Annotated in this window: 10 protein-coding genes; 9 read left to right on the top strand and 1 reads right to left on the bottom strand. The window is 60.2% G+C overall.

Annotation, left to right across the window (positions count from 1 at the left end; genetic code table 11):
• Nucleotides 1–513 precede the first annotated feature (513 nt).
• From hisJ to H7C19_RS29735, 9 genes are all read left to right on the top strand, one after another.
• Nucleotides 514–1,344, top strand: a complete 831-nt coding sequence (gene hisJ / locus H7C19_RS29775) for a histidinol-phosphatase HisJ (protein ID WP_185672740.1) — start codon at nucleotides 514–516, stop codon at nucleotides 1,342–1,344.
• Nucleotides 1,345–1,385: 41 nt separating this feature from the next.
• Nucleotides 1,386–1,850: a DinB family protein gene (locus H7C19_RS29770; RefSeq protein ID WP_185672739.1), complete on the top strand. Its 465-nt coding sequence runs from the start codon at nucleotides 1,386–1,388 to the stop codon at nucleotides 1,848–1,850.
• Nucleotides 1,851–3,058: 1,208 nt separating this feature from the next.
• Nucleotides 3,059–4,894, top strand: a complete 1,836-nt coding sequence (locus H7C19_RS29765; RefSeq protein ID WP_185672738.1) for a sensor histidine kinase — start codon at nucleotides 3,059–3,061, stop codon at nucleotides 4,892–4,894.
• A 5-nt stretch (nucleotides 4,895–4,899) separates the two neighbouring features.
• Nucleotides 4,900–6,216 carry a response regulator gene (locus tag H7C19_RS29760; protein WP_185672737.1) on the top strand — a complete coding sequence of 439 codons (1,317 nt, stop codon included), beginning with the start codon at nucleotides 4,900–4,902 and terminating at the stop codon, nucleotides 6,214–6,216.
• Nucleotides 6,217–6,312: 96 nt separating this feature from the next.
• A complete protein-coding gene (locus tag H7C19_RS29755; RefSeq protein WP_185672736.1) occupies nucleotides 6,313–7,236 on the top strand; it encodes a carbohydrate ABC transporter permease in 924 nt (307 codons plus the stop codon).
• Nucleotides 7,233–8,102, top strand: a complete 870-nt coding sequence (locus H7C19_RS29750) for a carbohydrate ABC transporter permease (protein ID WP_185672735.1) — start codon at nucleotides 7,233–7,235, stop codon at nucleotides 8,100–8,102. Before H7C19_RS29755 ends, H7C19_RS29750 begins: the two co-directional genes overlap by 4 nt.
• Before the next feature lie 144 nt (nucleotides 8,103–8,246).
• Nucleotides 8,247–9,707 (top strand): ABC transporter substrate-binding protein, encoded by a 1,461-nt coding sequence (locus H7C19_RS29745; protein ID WP_185672734.1) that lies wholly within the window; start codon nucleotides 8,247–8,249, stop codon nucleotides 9,705–9,707.
• Nucleotides 9,708–9,961: 254 nt separating this feature from the next.
• Nucleotides 9,962–12,400, top strand: a complete 2,439-nt coding sequence (locus tag H7C19_RS29740; RefSeq protein ID WP_185672733.1) for a glycoside hydrolase family 31 protein — start codon at nucleotides 9,962–9,964, stop codon at nucleotides 12,398–12,400.
• A gap of 43 nt (nucleotides 12,401–12,443) precedes the next feature.
• On the top strand, nucleotides 12,444–15,191 hold the full coding sequence (locus H7C19_RS29735) for a discoidin domain-containing protein (protein ID WP_185672732.1): 2,748 nt from the start codon (nucleotides 12,444–12,446) through the stop codon (nucleotides 15,189–15,191).
• 650 nt (nucleotides 15,192–15,841) lie between these two features.
• Here the strand turns inward: H7C19_RS29735 and H7C19_RS29730 are convergent.
• Nucleotides 15,842–17,299: an RCC1 domain-containing protein gene (locus tag H7C19_RS29730; RefSeq protein WP_185672731.1), complete on the bottom strand. Its 1,458-nt coding sequence runs from the start codon at nucleotides 17,297–17,299 to the stop codon at nucleotides 15,842–15,844.
• Nucleotides 17,300–17,400: the final 101 nt, after the last annotated feature.

Genomic DNA, 17,400 nt, shown 5'->3' with positions numbered 1-17,400 from the left:
CCATTGAGTCTACATACGCACATTCGCCATTTTCGCGTGCCGCCCGCCAAAGTAGGTAATCTACATACGCACATTCGCCGTTTCGGCGTACCGCCCGCCAAAGTAGGTAGTCTACATACGCACATTCGCCGTTTCCGCGTACCGCCCGCTAATGTAGGTAATCTACATACGCACATTCGCCGTTTCGGCGTACCGCCCGCCAAAGTAGGTAATCTACATACGCACATTCGCCATCCACAGCTTCTCCTCTTAGCGACGGCGAACCCGCCCGGTTGCCCACGCTTTCCACAGCGGCATCCACATATCCCCGGGCACAACCGGGGATGCGGCGGTTCGCCCCGCCTTTGCGTGACGTTCATCCACCGTTAGACGTCTACCCACATGTGCACAACTCCGCCCGTCCGCCGGTATCCGCAACCTGAAGGCTGAACGGTCGCCTCCGAACGGCGGAGGTGATACAATGTGGTCAAAGAAACAACTACAACCACATTCGCAAGGCGGAGGACACGACCGATGACGTTGAAATGGGACGGACATACGCACACCAAATTCTGCTACCACGGCAACAAGGCGGAGACGCCGGAATACCTGGAGCGTGCCATCGCGCTCGGCTTCGAGCGCTATACAATCAGCGAGCACCCGCCGCTGCCGGAAGGTTGGATCGACAATCCGGCCCTCATGGCGGAGCTCGCGATGCCCGAATCCGAGCTGCCGGACTACTTCGCCTACATCGAGGAGATGAAGGCGCGCTATACGGGCCGGATCGAGGTGGCGCTCGGCCTGGAGATGGATTACCTGTACGAGAACGAGGCCTACTCCGACCGGATCCTCGCGCCTTGGCTGGACAAGCTGGAGGATGTCGTCGTCTCGGTGCACTACTTGCCCGGCCGCGGCGGCATGCGCTGCATCGACTTTACGCCGGACGACTTCAAGGATGCTTTTCTGGAGACGTATGGTTCGATGGCGAACATCGTCGACACCTACTTCGACCATGTAGAGATGGCGATCGCCTGGGCGTCCAAGCTACCGATGCGCAAGCGGATCGGGCATCCGAACCTGATCCGCAAGTTCCAGCAGGCGCTCCCGCCCATCGACGACGCGCAGGTCGAAGCGCGTCTGCTCGCGCTCGTACCGAAGCTGGCCGAGGCCGGCGTCGGCGTGGACGTCAACGTGGCCGGCTTCCGCGTGGCGACCTGCGGCGAGTGTTACGCGCCGGACGCGCTGATCCGCGCCTGCCGCGAAGCGGGCGTCCCGCTCGTCTACGGCTCCGATACGCATCGTCCCGAGCACGTGGGGGCGGACTGGGATTGGTTCGAGGCGCATGTCCTGCGCGCCGAAGCATAGACCCCTTGAGGAAGTAATGAGAATTAAAAGGAGGACGCCCCATGATCGCCGACACCCTCTCCGAATTGGAGACTTTGCTGCAAACCGTGCCCGAGCGGTTCAGCCGCCTCACGCCGGAGGCCGCCGCGCGTCCGCGCGCGCCGGGGAAGTGGTCCCGACTGCAGATTCTCGGACACTTATGCGATTCGGCTGTCAACAATCTGACCCGCTTCGTGCACGGCGCCGCTCCTTCCCAGGAACCGCTCGCCATCCGGCCTTACGATCAGAACGCCTGGGTGGCCGCACAGCGCTATGACGACGCCCCGGTCGACGAAGTGCTCGCCTTGTGGCTCGCGCTGAACCGGTCGGTCGTCCGCGTCGCGAAGGGCTTGCCGGCCGATCGTCTCGCGCATCGCTGCCGGCTTGCGAACGGGACGGTCGTCACGCTGGAATGGCTCGTCACGGACTACCTCGATCATCTGAACCACCATCTGCGGCAAATTTTCGACGGCGACGAGACGAATTAGCCGCCGGACTGCCCAGCGGAGGGGGGCGACCTGCCGCATGCCGACCGACTTGGATATCCTCTAAAACGCGCTCAGGAGTTGTAATCGTACAAGTTTTTTCACGGAATCGTCCTCCAAACGAATAAAGAGTTGCGAATGTACAACTAAATAGGCCTGGAATGGACGAATTTCCTGTTTTTATCAAAATAAGTTGTACGTTTGCAGGTATTTGCCCTATTGTCTCGAATGAAAGCCGAATAAGTTGTACGTTTGCAATTGTTTGTCCTACTGTCGCGAATCGCACGCGGCACTGTCCCGTAAGTCAATTTGCGATTTATTTAAGCCCCGCTTAGCGTTGAATTTCTCATCTAAAAAGGACCTCATCCTCCACATTGCGGTGGAACTTGGGGTCCTTTCATTCATAATCGGTCGGGTTCCCTTCCAGGCGATCGCTTTGGGACAGCCCCTTTTGGCGTCCGGTCGGCAGTTCCTGCAGCAAGTCGAGGGGCAGCCAAGCTTTAGGCCATACGGAAGCATGCTGCTTGTAGCTGACGATGGAGCAACGCCTGCCGGTTCAACGAGGATTTGATTTCGCACCGTTTATCTAACCGCATCGGCGGATCCTCTGGTAGAATAGGGGTGCGACAAACTTCCTAGGTCATACAGAATGTATAAGTCTCGCGCCTATTCCTTTCTGTGTGACCGACGATAAAAACGTGTCGCCGTCTAGGAAGACGGCAAAGCCGTTTTTACTTGGTCCTGCAGAATGTATAAGTCTCGCGCCTATTCCTTTCTGTGTGACCGACGATAAAAACGTGTCACCGTCTAGGAAGACGGCAAAGCCGTTTTTACTTGGTCCTGCAGAATGATAAGTCTCGCGCCTATTCCTATCTGTATGACCGACGATAAAAACGTGTCACCGTCTAGGAAGACGGCGAAGCCGTTTTTACTTGGTCCTGCAGAATGTATAAGTCTCGCGCCTATTCCTATCTGTATGACCGACGATAAAAACGTGTCGCCGTCTAGGAAGACGGCAAAGCCGTTTTTACTTGGATGTGCGGTTCCACGCAAATCAGGCGCAAAGCTACGGAGTTGCCGTTCGGCGCTGGCAAGGTCGGCACGCTTCCCTAATACTAATGGCACTGCCTCTCCTCCGGATGGCGGGCAGCTCGGATCATCGCCGCAAGCGCTTACCTCATCTTTATCGTCAACTTAACGGGGGGCCCGCCTTGAAGATCAAAATGACCAATCCGCTGACCCGCATGCGCGTGAAGCAGCAGCTTATTCTGCTGTTTTTCGTGCTGGTCAGCCCGGTGTTCCTGCTGAACTGGTACGCCAATACCAAGGCCGAGGACATCCTCAAGCGTAACGTGACCAACGCCTATGCCGAGCTGAACAAGCAGAATTTCTCGCTCATCGGCCGCGATATCGATACGATCAGCCGGATCATGACGACCATCATTCAGAATCCGGTGACGCAAAGCCTGCAGCACCTCGACGAGCCGATGGACGATCCGACCGATCCGGACGAGACGTTCGACCGGGTGAAGCAGTATCAGGCGGCCGACCGGCTGCTGAACAACTACTCGCTCGGGATGACCGGGGGCGAAGCGGTCTATTATTACCTGTACGTCTACGATCCGGAAGGCCAATATCCGTTCGCTCCGATCCCGCAGTCCAAATACAAGAACGGCGGCGTATTCTTCTACTCGGACGACAACAAGCCCGATTGGATCGACGAAGCGCTGGAGCTGAAGGGCAAAGGGTACCTGAAGCTGGTCAAAGAACTCAGCTCCGCTTCAAGCCAGAATACGCTGGGCTACTTCCGGGCGGTCAACAGCACGATGCAGGGCAACGTGGCCATCGGCGTACTGGTCGCGACGAATATGAACAAGAAGATCGAGCAGTCGCTCCAGCCGGTCTCTCTCCCCGACGATGGGGAGATCTACTTGACGGATTACGGCAATCGCATCCAGGCCGCATCGAACGGGAAGATCGGCAGCACGCTCGATCTGCCCGCCAATCTGGTGACCGGCGACGACCCCGAGGGGACCGTAGACGTCATCGATTCGAACTATATCTACGTCGAGCACTATCATTACGCCTCGCAGCAGAAGCTCATCTACCGGATCCCGACGCGGTCGATGCTCCAGCAGTCGAGCGAGCTCAAGCAGGTCATCCAGCTGATCACGATCGTCTATCTCCTGTTCGGCATCGTCGTTATGGCGTATTTCTGGCGGTCGCTCCTCACGCCGATGCAGCGGCTGGCCGTCTTTACCCGATCGTACGTGCCCGGGAAGAAAGTGCCCGACCGGATCGAGAACGAGCGCAACGACGAAGTCGGCGTGCTCATCCACTCGGTGCACGGGATGGCCCGGCGCATGAACACGCTAATCGAAGACCGCTACATGATGGAGATCAAGCAGAAGGAGATCGAGCTTCAGGTGCTCTACCAGCAGATCAATCCCCATCTGCTGTACAATACGCTCGAGAGCATCTATTGGAAAAGCGCGCTCGAGGGCAATTCGCAATCCGCCGAGATGATCAAGGAATTGGCCAAACTCATGCGCATCGCGCTCAGCCGAGGCCGGGAGCTGATCCCGCTGGACGAGGAGCTGGAGCATGCGGTCGCCTACATGAATCTTCAGCAGAAGCGTTACGAGTACGAGTTCAAGGTCACCTGGACGATGGCGGAAGACACGCTCCGGAATCTGATCCCCAAGATCACGCTGCAGCCGCTGATCGAGAACGCGATCATCCACGGCGTGCGGAACATGGGCGAGGACGGGGAGATCGCGATCAGCTCCTGCCGCGAAGAGGACCGCATCGTCATCCGGATCGCGGACAACGGCTACAAAGCGGCGGATTACGAGGCGATCGCGCGGATTCTCGCGGCCGATCAGGAACAGCCTTCTACCGGCTACGGCATCCGCAACGTCCATCAGCGCATCGGGCTGCACTTCGGCCCGGACTACGGCCTTCATTACGCGGCGCGGGAGGGCGGCGGCACGGTCGTGACGATCACGCTCCCGATTCGCGAATATAAGGAACAAGAGGGGGATTAACGGAGATGTACAACATTCTGATCGTCGACGACGAACCGCTCATCTGCAAAGGCCTCAGCAATCTACTACAGACGTCGGGATTGAACATCCGCCAGATATTCACGGCGCACAGCGGCCATGAAGCGCTGGATTACCTCCGCATCGAGGACATCGACCTGCTCGTGACCGACATTCAGATGGGCGCGATGAACGGCATCGAGCTGATGCACCAGGCCAAGATCATCAAGCCTTGGGTTCAAGCCATCATCATCTCCGCGCACGAGACGTTCCAATATGCGCAGCTCGCCATCCGGCTGGGCGCCAAGGATTACCTGATCAAGCCGCTCAAGAGCGAGCAGTTCCTCGATTCCGTACGGAACGTGCTGCTGCACATGGATAAGCCGATTCCGGCGGAAGACGAATATATGTCCCAGCTCCGGGAGCATTTCCAAATGGAGGTGCCCCAGCCCCAGCGGATGGAACGGCTGAACCGGATGCTCTCGGGCGACGGCGATCGCCCGGAGGCGGCGGAGCTGGCCGAGCTTGGACTGAGAGGGCCTTATTTCGCGCTGATCAAGGTGAAGCTCGATCTCGAAGCCGCCGCGGCCAACCGGCGTCTCCAATCCGGCGACGAAGAGCTGCTCCGGTACGCGGCGTTCAACATCGTCAGCGAGCTGCTGGGCAAGGAGTGGAGCCATGCGGCGTTCTACTCGCCGCTGTCGGAGATCAGCATCCTCATTCAGTGGGACGAGGCGGCGTACGGAGACTCCAGCGTCGACAAGATCAATCAGCTCGAGATGATCGGCCGGAGCCTCCACCACAATATCGCCAAGTACCTGGAGCTTCCCTGCGTGGTCGGCATCAGCCAGATCTTGAAGGGCGGCGAATTCCTGCACGTCCTGAACGAGCAGGCCCGCAAGGCGATCCTCTGGAACCGGGAGCACAAGGACCACTTCGTCTTCTACTACGGCGACTTCAAGTGGAACCTGTTCGGCGAGGAGCCGACGGAGGAGGAATGGACGGAGCGGAACAATCAGATCGTCGACAAGGCGATGGCGTATATTCAGGAGAACTACGCGCAGAAGGGGCTGACCCTGCACGAGGTCGCCCAGCGCAACCACGTCAGCCCCAATTATTTGAGCTATCTGTTCAAGAAGAACACGGGCTTCAATCTATGGGAGTACGTCATCAAGCTGCGCATGGAGGAGAGCAAGCGGCTCCTGCTGCAGACCGATCTCCGCCGGTATGAGATCGCGGAGCGCGTCGGGTACGAATCGCCGGAACATTTTAGCAAAATTTTTAAAAAATACTATGGCGTGAGCCCGAGCGAGCTGAAGAAGTAATATCGCTCACGATCAGCATAGATACGCACATGTTCACGTCTTCCGCCTTTTCCTAAAATGAAGATGGACCGATAGAAAAGGAATGAGGGAGACCGTATGAATCAAACGACCGTGTCCGCTCCTCCGCTTGCAGCGGGGCCGTCGCGGGCGAGGGGGAAATGGAGAAGATACTTCTGGGGCTACGCATTCGTGCTTCCTTCCGTCGCGATCTTTCTCCTCTTCCTCTGGATGCCGATCGTCAAGGGGATCGTCTACAGCTTCTACCATGTTGACTTCGTCAAGGGCAACAGCTACGTCGGATTGGACAACTACAAGTACGTATTCAAGGATCCCGACGTCTGGACCGCCATCAAGAACACTTTATATTACGTGGGCTTGTGTATCGTGATCGGGTTCTGGGTTCCGATCGTCTTCGCCATCGCCATCTCGGAGCTCAAGCGGTTCCAGGGCTTCGCGCGCGTGGCGGCCTACCTGCCATATGTCGTGCCGGTCGTCGTGCTCTACGGCTTGTGGAGATGGCTCTACGATCCGGTCGGCCCGTTCAACGCGACGCTGAGCTGGCTCGGCATTACGCCGATCAACTTCATGACGGACACGCGCTGGTCGATGATCTCGATCGTCATCATGGAGACCTGGCAGCAATTCGGATCGGCGCTGCTCATCTATCTCGCCGCCATCATGAGCATTCCGCGGGATTGGTACGAGGCCGCCGAGATCGACGGCGCCGGCGTGTGGAGCCGCATCTGGCATATCGCGCTGCCTTCGATCCGCAATCAGATCGCGCTGCTGTTCATGCTGCAGCTGATCGGGACTTCCCAAGGCTTCCAATCCCAGTTCGCCATGCTGGACGGCGGACCGAACAATACGACGCTGACGTATGCGCTGTACATCGTGCGCAACGCCTTCAACAACTTCAACTACGGCGTCGCTTCGGCCCTAGGCGTGCTAATGTTCCTCGTGCTAGGCATTCTCGCCCTGATTCAACATCGCATCTCGAACCGGGGAGGGAACGCGGCATGAGGAACGGGGAACGCGGCATTATCTCCGCCTACGATCTGAAGAAGCCCGCCAACAAGATCGTCTACTATCTGATGGTCCTGATGGTAGCGGTCATGGCCGTCTCGATGCTCTATCCGATCGCCGTCGCCTTGTTCAACGGCTTGAAGGCCAACGTCGAAGTCAATACGTTCCCGCCGCATTTCTTGCCGCAGGAATGGCACTTCGACAACTACAAGAAGGGCTGGGACTACATCGACCTGACCAAGTATTTGAAAAATACGCTGTTCATCTTCGCGGGGAGCATGGTCGTCACGGTGATCTTGTCGGGACTTGCTTCGTTCAGTCTGTCCCGGCTGGACTGGCCTTTCCGGAAGGGCGTCTACTACTTCTTCCTGTCGACGCTGTTCATCCCGCCGACGACGTACATCATTCCGAACTTCATCAACCTGAAGGATATCGGCTTGATCAACTCGTACTGGGCATTCTGGCTGCCCGCGGGCGCCAACGCTTTCTATCTGCTGCTGTTGAAGAGCTTCTTTGACGGCATCAATCAAGAGCTGTTCGAGTCGTTCCGGGTCGACGGCGCTTCGGAGCTGCGCTGCTTCTTCCAGCTGGCGTTCCCGCTGTCGATGCCGATCTTCGCGACGCTCGGGATCTTCGTTTTCTCCACGGCGTGGAACGAATGGTTCTGGCCGTCGCTGGTCATGAGCGGCGACCACTATCCGCTCGCGACCGCCATCAAGCGGCTCGTGATCGACGCCAGACGACTCGATACGAACATCCGCTTCGCCATCCTGACGATGGTCATGCTGCCGCCGATCGCCGTATTCCTGATCTTCCAGCGGTTCATCGTGCGCGGCTTGAACGTGGGCAGCGTAAAGGGCTGATCCAGCGTTTCGATCCGCCCGCATCGTAAAAATCGACATCGTAAAGTTGCACACGATCGGAATAGGAATACACATCGTCCGATGTAAACGGCTCCATTATGATGGTCCTGTAACCAAAAACATGAAGCGAGAAGGGGAAAATCCATGCGTAAGATTACGACTGTAGCATCCGGTATCATCGCACTGAGCTTGGTTCTCACGGCATGCGGCAGCAAGAGCAACGGGGGCAGCAACGCTTCTCCGAGCGATTCCTCCGCATCCCCGTCGGCATCGGCTTCCTCTCCCGAAGCCAGCGCGTCGGCGCCTCCGGCGGACGACCTGACCTCCAAGAAAGTCACGATCAGCATCTACTATCCAACGCCTGACAAGCCGGAGCTGCGCGCGCTGGAAGACGACAAGATCAAACGCTTCAACGAGAAGTTCCCGAACGTGACGATCGTCAAGAGCGACTGGCAATACAACCCGAACGAGATCGGCATGAAGATGGGCGCGAACGAAGCGCCGACGCTCTTCAACACCTATGCCACGGAAGGCAAGTTCCTGGCGGAGAAGGGCTGGGCGGCCGATATCACGGAGCTGTTCAACAACTACGAGTTCAAGGATCAGATGAACCCGCTGCTGCAGGATCAATTCATGATCGACGGCAAGGTATACGGCATTGCGCAACAAGGCTACATCACCGCGACCGGCGTGAACAAGAAGATGCTCGAAGCCAAGGGCATCACCCCGCCGGCGTACGACTGGACTTGGGACGACATGCTGAACACGGCCAAGGGCATCGCCGATCCCGGCAAGGGCATCTCGGGCATCGCGCCGATGGGCAAGGGCAACGAAGCCGGCTGGAACTGGACCAACTTCCTGTTTGAAGCGGGCGGCGACATTCAGACCGTCGCGGACGGCAAAGTCACGGCGGCGTTCAACTCCGACGCGGGCGTCAAGGCGATGCAGTTCTACCAGAAGCTGAAGTGGGAAGCGAACGCCATTCCGCAAGACTGGGCGCTCGGCTGGGGCGACGCGGTCGGCGCCTTCGCGCAAGGCCGCACGGGCATGGCAATCGCCGGACCTAGCGATCTGGCGGACCAAGCGATCAACCAAGGCGGCATGAAGCCGGAAGACGTCCTAATCTATCCGATGCCGGCAGCCGAGAAGGGCGGCAAGCACGCGGGCATCCTGGGCGGCGACTTCCTCGTCGTCAACCCGAACGCTTCCAAAGACGAGCAAGCGATCGCGTTCTACTACGCGACCTTCGACTACTTCTCCGACAAGGGTCTCGCTTCCCTCGAAGCGAACATCCAAGCGCGCAAGAAGGACGGCAAGTTCTACGTTCCGCAAATGCTGAACTACTACAAAGACGATTCCGAGTACGGCCAAAAGGCCAAAGCGGTATTCGCGAAGTACGACAACGTCTACCAATACAACGCCGACGCCGTAGCTCTGCTGGACGGCAAGCCGGAAGCGCAATACAACACGCAAGACTACTACGCTACGATGACGAACGTCGTGCAAGAAGTGTTCTCCAAGAAAGGCACGGACATCAAGGCGCAGCTCGACAACGCCGCGAAGACGGTGCAAACGAAGTTCTACGACGCGATCAAAGTGCAATAATCGATAGGTTGACCAAGACCGGCCTCGAAGCGGCAACCGCCGTTTCGAGGCCGGTTTTTCGCTTCGGGCGGCCTAATGCGCCTCCGCATCGGGCGGTCTTCATGGCGTTGACAGATCGACTAGCCCCGGCCTTAACCCGGGAAGCCGCAATCTCCGTAAATCTGCACATACGATGCGTAGGGCTGCGAATCGTTATCGCGCGAAGGGCTTTGTATGATTAGGTCATCATCGAATGCAGAGGTGGCTTATTCATCATGTTGACAAGCGAAGCAATCCATCCCGACCAGCAAGGGTCGAATTCCGCTTCCTCCTCCATCTACCGGGTCGGCCGCGTCCTTCGCGCGGAACGCCGGGAGGGCGGCGCCGTCGTCTTCCGGGGAGAGTACGCGAGCGTGCTGCTCGCCTTCGTCGGCCCTCGGACGCTCCGGCTGAAGCTGAAGATCGGCGACGGCGAGCCGAACCTTGCCGCGACGCCCGCGATTCTGCGGGAGTCGTTCACGGACGCGAGCGCGGTTCTGCGCGAGGACGAAGAGGCGTACGAGCTGCGGACCGACGCGCTGCGCGCGGTCGTCGCGAAGGGCGCTTTCTCCCTGAAGGTGTACGATGCCGATGGCGCGCTCGTCTTGGAGGAAAAGGGAATCTCGTGGAACGAGAAGCGAGCCGCGTCGTTCGCGCTGGCGATGACGGACGAGTCCCATTTCTATGGCTTGGGCGAGAAGACCGGCTTCCTCGACAAGAAAGGCGAGCGTTACGAGATGTGGAACAGCGACGTCTACGCGCCGCACGTGCCGGATATCGATGCGCTCTACCAATCGATTCCCTGGTCCATCCACTTCCGGTACGGCCGTCCGGCGTACGGCGTCTTGCTGGATAATCCCGGGCGGACCGCGTTCGACATGCGCACCCATGCCGACCGCTACCTGATCACGGCGGAGAAGGGCGAACTGGATCTCTACATGTTGGGCGGTCCGTCGCTGAAGGACGTCGTCTCCCGCCTGACGGATCTGACGGGGAAGACGCCGCTGCCGCCGAAGTGGTCGATCGGCTACCAGCAATCGCGCTACAGCTACATGAACCAGGACGAGGTGCTGGAAGTCGCCCGCACGTTCCGGCGCAAGGGGATCCCCTGCGACGTCCTGTACCTCGATATCCACTACATGGACGAATATCGGGTGTTCACTTGGGATCCGAACCGGTTCCCGCGGCCGAAGGAGATGATGGCGGAGCTGACGGAGCTCGGCTTCCATCTCGTGCCGATCGTCGATCCGGGCGTGAAGCGGGATCCGACCTATCCGATCTACCAAGAAGGCGTGGCGAACGGCTACTTCTGCCGCAAGCTGGAGGGCGAGATCTTCATCGGTCCGGTATGGCCGGGGCCGAGCGCGTTCCCGGACTTTACGGACGACCGCGCGGCGCGGTGGTGGGGCGACAAGCACGGTCACTATATCGACCACGGTATCAAGGGCATCTGGAACGACATGAACGAGCCGTCCGTCTTCAACGATTCGAAGACGATGGATCCGGACGTCGTCCACGGCAATAACGGCGATCCGAAGACGCACGAGGCGTGGCACAACTTGTACGGCTTGCTGATGTCGAAGGCGACGCAGGAAGGCTTGAAGCGGGGACTCGGCGGGGAGCGGCCGTTCGTGCTGACCCGTGCTGGCTACACGGGCATCCAGCGGTACGCGACGGTCTGGACCGGCGACAACCGCAGCTACTGGGAGCACATGGCGATGAGCATCCCGATGGTGCTGAACCTCGGCCTGTCTGGCATCGCGTTCGCGGGTCCCGATATCGGCGGCTTCTCGCACCATACGTCGGGCGAGCTGCTCGCGCGGTGGACGCAGATGGGCGCGTTCATCCCGTTCTGCCGGAATCACAGCGCCATCGATACGATCCGCCAGGAGCCCTGGCTGTTCGGGGAGCGGGTGGAGGACGTCTGCCGGACGTATATCGGCCTGCGCTACCGCCTGATGCCGCTGCTGTATTCGCTGTTCCGCGAAGCGTCCGTCTCCGGGCTGCCGATCGTTCGGCCGCTGCTGCTCGAGTATCCGGAGGACCCGGAGGTCTACAACCTGTGCGATCAGTTCCTGTTCGGGCGGGATCTGCTCGTCGCGCCGATCCTGCGGCCGGGTACGAAAGCCAGAGCCGTCTACTTGCCGGCGGGGATTTGGTACGACTATTGGACGGGCGAGCGCCACGAGGGCGGCCGGCAGGTGCTGGCGGAGGCGCCGCTCGAGACGATGCCGATCTATGTGCGCGCCGGCGCGATCGTGCCGGAGCAGCCGCTTCGGCAGCATGCGGACGATGCGGGAGAGGCCGGGGGCGAAGGGGGCGAAGGCGGCGAAGCGCAGCTGACGCTGCGCGTCTATGCCGGAGACGACGGCAGCCTGCGGCTGTACGAGGATGACGGCAAGACCTATGCGTACGAGCAGGGCGCCTACCGGCTGCGGGCGTTCGCTTGGGAACAAGGCGCGCGGACGCTACGCAGCGCGGGCGAGCACGAAGGACTCGGGCAAGGCGCGGGAGCGGAGCGCCTGCGGGTCGAGGTCCGGCATCTGCCGGCCAAGCCCGCGGATGTGACGGCGTCCGGCGGGGCTACCGACCTGAGCTGGTCCTATGACGAGACCAGACAGACCCTCTCCGCGGCGCTGACCGCCGAGGGCGATTGGTCGATCGCGATTCGCTAGCACGCGGCCCGGCAAGCTCCCAATAGAGAAGAGGGGTGTACGGATGGCAAACGTCAAGCTTCGCAACAACAAATGGCTGTGGATCGGCCTCGCCGCGGTCGTCGTGATCGTCGGCGCGGCCGCGATCGCGTATCCTTCCGTCGTATCGGGGAACCAAGCGGGTCTCAAAAAGAAGGGCGAACTGCTCGTCGTCTCGAACGGCCGCTACGAGGCGGCGTTCCGCGCCGATAATGGCGGGATCGCCTATTTGCGCGACAAGCAGGCGAAGGCCGAGCTGTCCGCGGGCAACCGCGACGGCGCGTTGTGGTGGGCGTTCCTGGACGACGACAGCGCGATGAACGGCGCGAAGGCGGACGCGTTCGCCTACGAATGGAACAAGCGCAAGGGCGAGCTGAGCCTGCATTACGGCGGCCCGTTGAAGGTGGACGCGACCGTCCGCTTCGAGGACGCGGGCCGGATCTCCCTGCGCGCCGAGGTGGCGAACGGGACGGGCAAGACGCTCAAGTCGTTCCGCTTTCCGTACGAGCTGAAGGTTCCCGCCGACCAGGTGAAGGACGGCTTGCTGCCGATGCTGCCGGGCGCGCGGTTGAAGGACGCGTTTTTTAAAAACAACGCCTCCTTCGAAGACCAATACCCGGGGGTGATGTTCGCCTCCTATACGGCGCTGCGGACGACGAACGGCAGCCTGGCGGTCTATGACGTCCATGGCAAGACGGTCGCGACGACGAACCTCGGGTTTAAGGCCCAGGTCAAAGAGCCGGGGATGACCGCCATCGTCCACGATTACGCGACGGCGGTACCGAAGGACGCGAAGTGGCGGACGCCGGAGATCGTGCTCGAGATCGGCGGCGACTACCCGGATTCGATCGCTTCGTACGGCGACCGCAACGGGATGGCCGACTACAAAACGTTGGAGAAGAAGCTGGGCAAGTCTCTGTCCGACTACGCGCGGCTTCCATTCTACAAGATGGACGTCTCGGCGCTGAAGGACGCCAGCTGGGACGCGCTGAAGACGAAGTATGCCGATCAGCTCGCCTATCCGGGGGTGCTCCACCTCGTCGGCTTCCAGACGGGCGGACACGACGAGAACTACCCGGACTTTATGCCGCCCGATCCGAAATGGGGCGGAGACAACGCGTTCCAGACGTTCGTGAAGGAAGCGAAGGCGAAGGGGCACAAGCTCGTGCCTTATACGAACTTCTCGTGGTGGGGCGTGCACTCGCCGACGCTCGCTTCGCTGCCTTCGGGCATCAAGCCGGAGGACCTCATCGTTCAGGACCGTACGGGGACGATCGTGAAGGAAGACTACGGCGAGCATAGCGGCTATGTCGTCAACATCAACCACCCCTATGCCCTTGAACGGATCGCGAAGGAGCACGGGAAACTCATGGACGCCGGCTTCGACGGCATCTTCGAGGATCAATGGGGCATCCGCAACGCCCCGTTCGTCTACAACGCGGGCAATCCGGCCGGCACCGATCCTTCGTCGGCCTATCTGGCGGGCGTGCGAGACTACTTCGCTTCGGTGAAGAACCCGATGTATACGGAGGACGGCTTCGACGTCTTGGCCGACGACGCGACGGGCTTCATGGGCTCGAACTACCTCTGGGACCTGCTCGGCTACCGGGCGAAGACGGCGGCGTACACCGACTATTACCCGATGATCGGCATGCTGGTGCGCGACAAAGTCATGCTCTACCAGCACGATCTGGCCGCAGAGACGATGACGGACAGTCAAGACATGCTGCGCTGGAATGCGGCGATGGGCTACAACCTGAGCGCGGATCTGTTCAACGGCGTGAACAACCCGTGGGTCGAGCTCGCGGGCGTGTTCCAGCGGTACGTCCTGGCGGACTATGTCGACAAGCCGGTGCTCGCTTATGCGCAAGTGACGGACGCGGTGACCCGGACGGACTTCGGCAGCCGCCAGGTGACGGCGAACTGGGACAAGAAGCAGCCGTACGCGCTGGATGCGGCGACGGCGTTGTCGCCGGGCGGCTTCGATATCGTATCGAAGGACGGCAAGGTGCGCGCAGGCAACTACGTGCGGTACAACGGCGCCGATCTCGATCCCGGCGAGCACGATCTCGTGGAGGTGCGCGCCGACGGCGAGATTCGCGTCTATCAGCCCTACGGCACGGATACGACGCTGCGCATCAAGAAGGGGGCCAAGTGGTCTCACGCGAAGGCGGCGGCCTATACGGCCGGCGGCGCCAAGATCGCCGATCTGCCCGTCGTCGAAGACGGAGAAGCTTTGCAGTTCGACTATGTCGCGCTGATCAAGACGCAGAAGGTCGGCTACGTGGCGCTGACGAAGTCCGACAAGCCGAGCGAGGCGAAGGAAACCTTTGCGAAGGTGAAGCTGCAGACGAACCTGGCCGCGGGCAAGGACATCCTGTCCACGACCGATACGGCCAAGGAGTTCCCGGCGAAGCTCGCGAACGACGGCGACCCGTATACGTACTGGGAGAGCGTAGCCAAGAAGTTCCCGCAGTCGATCACGGTCGATCTGGGCGAGACGCACGAGGTACAGCGCATCGTCCTCTCGCTCCCGCCGCAGGATGCGTGGGAGAAGCGGGATCAGCAGATCGAAGTGCTCGGCAGCGAGGACGGCCAGACGTTCGCGACGCTGTCGCCGTCGGCCCCGCGCACCTTCGACCCGAAGGCGGGCAACCAGGCGGAGATCCAGCTGGACGCTCCGGCGAAAGTTCGCTACGTGCGGTTGACCGTCTCCGGCAACACGGCGTGGGCGGCCGCGCAGATTTCGGAGTTCGAGGTGTATGGCAAGTAAAGGCAGGCGAACATTGACCCGCGGCACCTGTATGAGGGGCCGCGGGTCTTCGTTTGTTGGGTATGAAAACCCCTAGTTCGACTGGGGGGCCGAACAACTTTTAAACGTATGGGACCGAGCATCCTTAAACGCATCTTCTTTGGTAAACAGGTCATGGGGACAAGTTTGTTCTGGAGCGGCTTCACATCGGCCGTACAGCTAGTCGAGAAAGCAATAACTTGCAAAAGTGCAACTTATTTTGCCCATTTTGGCGTTAGTAAGGAAAAAACTTGTAATTGTACAACTTATTTGGGCGAAATTCGCCGAATGAGCTAAAAAGGGCCGAATAAGTTGTACTTTTGCAACTTATTCTGGCTTGGACGATGTTAGCGGCGAAATAAGTTGTACTTTTGCAACTTACTAGGGTTTGGATGACGTTAACGGCGAAAAAAGCGGTACAGTTGCAACAATTCACACGTAAATGAGCTGATCCTCTAATCGCAACAAGCCTCAGTCGCCGGATGTTGTCCGGAACCTGAGGCTTGTTCGTTTGGGTCTGCCAGTTGGACGAATCCGCGCTGTCGGATACGATCGGAGCGAAGCCAATCAAAAGGATCAGGAAACGTAAACCGAACGATCGACGAATGAAGGATTCCTTGGCTTCGCAGCGCTCACTTCGACTGAACGGCGTCGAAGCGGACCTCGCCGGTCTTCTCGTCCCAATCGATACGGGTCCCGAACCATTCGGCAAGCAGCCGCGCAGGGAGGACGACGCGGTTGTTCACGACGGAGAGGGGCGTCTTGAGCATCACCGGCTGCCCATCCATCACCAGCTGCGTCGAGCCGATCCGCCCTTGCAGGAGACGGCCGCCGTATTGGACGACCATCACCTTCTGTTTGCGGGAATATTCCGTCCACGCGATAACCGCGCCGGCGGCATCCGCGACGGTCTTGACGGGCACGTACGCCGTGTCGTCGCGGATCAAGGCCGGCTCGGCCTGCTCCCGCCCGTCGATGCGGATCGCTACCGTATGCGCGACGCGTTGGGCACTGGCATAGCTGGCGGCTTCGCGCACCGGGTAGCCCGCCGACCCGATCCCGAGCTCCCCGCGGCGGTTCAGCCCCCACGCGTAGACGCTGCCATTCTCGTTCAATGCCAGACCGTAACCGGCTCCGGCCGCGACCTGCTTCACGCCGCGGAGGCCGGGAAGCTTTAGCGGCAAGTTCGACGAGCCGTGCGAGGTCTGCCCCATCAATTGGCCGGAGAGATCGAGGCCGGACCCCCACACTTCGCCCTTCTTCGTCATGAACAAGGCAAAGTTGCTCGAGACGGACAGGGAGCGAACCTGGCCCGCCAGCAGGGTGACGGGCCGCGGCGTCGCGATGTAGGTCCGCTTGGGCGCCCCTATGCCGAGCTGTCCGTAATAGTTGTTGCCCCACGCGAAGACCGTGCCGTCCTCGCGAAGAGCGAAGGTCCCGTCGATCTTGATGATATGGCGCAGCTCGGGAATACGCTTGGGACGCGTCTGCATGTCCTTCGCGGAGAGCGGGTCGTACCATTCCTTGTGCGGCGCGATGAGCTGCCCCCACGTATAGACCGTTCCGTCCCTGGCCAAGGCGATATTGTTGCCGCGCTGGGCGGAGACGGCGATGATATTGGACAAGCTTGCGATTCGCTGCGGCTTGACGACGTCCTGGTTCCCCAGCTTGCCGTTCGCGAGCTGACCGAAGCGGTTGCTCCCCCACGCCCACACGGTACCGTCCTTCCGGACGGCAAGCGCGTAGCCGTCCGCATCGGACACGTCGACGACGTGCGTCAGGTTGGCGACTTGCTCCGGTTCCTCTTCCGCGCCGGTCGGATACCGCCAGACGGTCCCGTTCAATCGCCAGGCGTAGAAGGCGTCGCTCCGCCAGCCGAACGCCTCCCGGATGTTCGAGAGCGCGAGGACCCGGGTCGGCAGCGTCGTGCCGTCGCCGAATTGCCACGCCGTGCCGTCTTTCTTGTAGAGCATGCCAGGCTTGACTCGTTCCACCTGGGGTCCCGCTTCCGCCTTCGCATGCTCCATCCAAGCCGCCGAGGACAACGCGAGCGCGGCCGAGAGGGTAAGCGCGAGCGCTTGTTTGAACATAGCCGATCTCCTTCCGCTCCCGCGAGCGGCAGCGTCTTTCGATGATTGCAACTAGTCTATTAGACGCAAAGACGGCGGAAAAAGTTTTGAGAGAGACGCCT

The sequence above is a fragment of the Cohnella nanjingensis genome (assembly GCF_014212125.1).
Lineage (GTDB): Bacteria > Bacillota > Bacilli > Paenibacillales > Paenibacillaceae > Cohnella > Cohnella nanjingensis.
The sequence above is the reverse complement of the archived record's forward strand: the minus strand, read 5'-3'. Positions and strand labels throughout refer to the sequence as shown.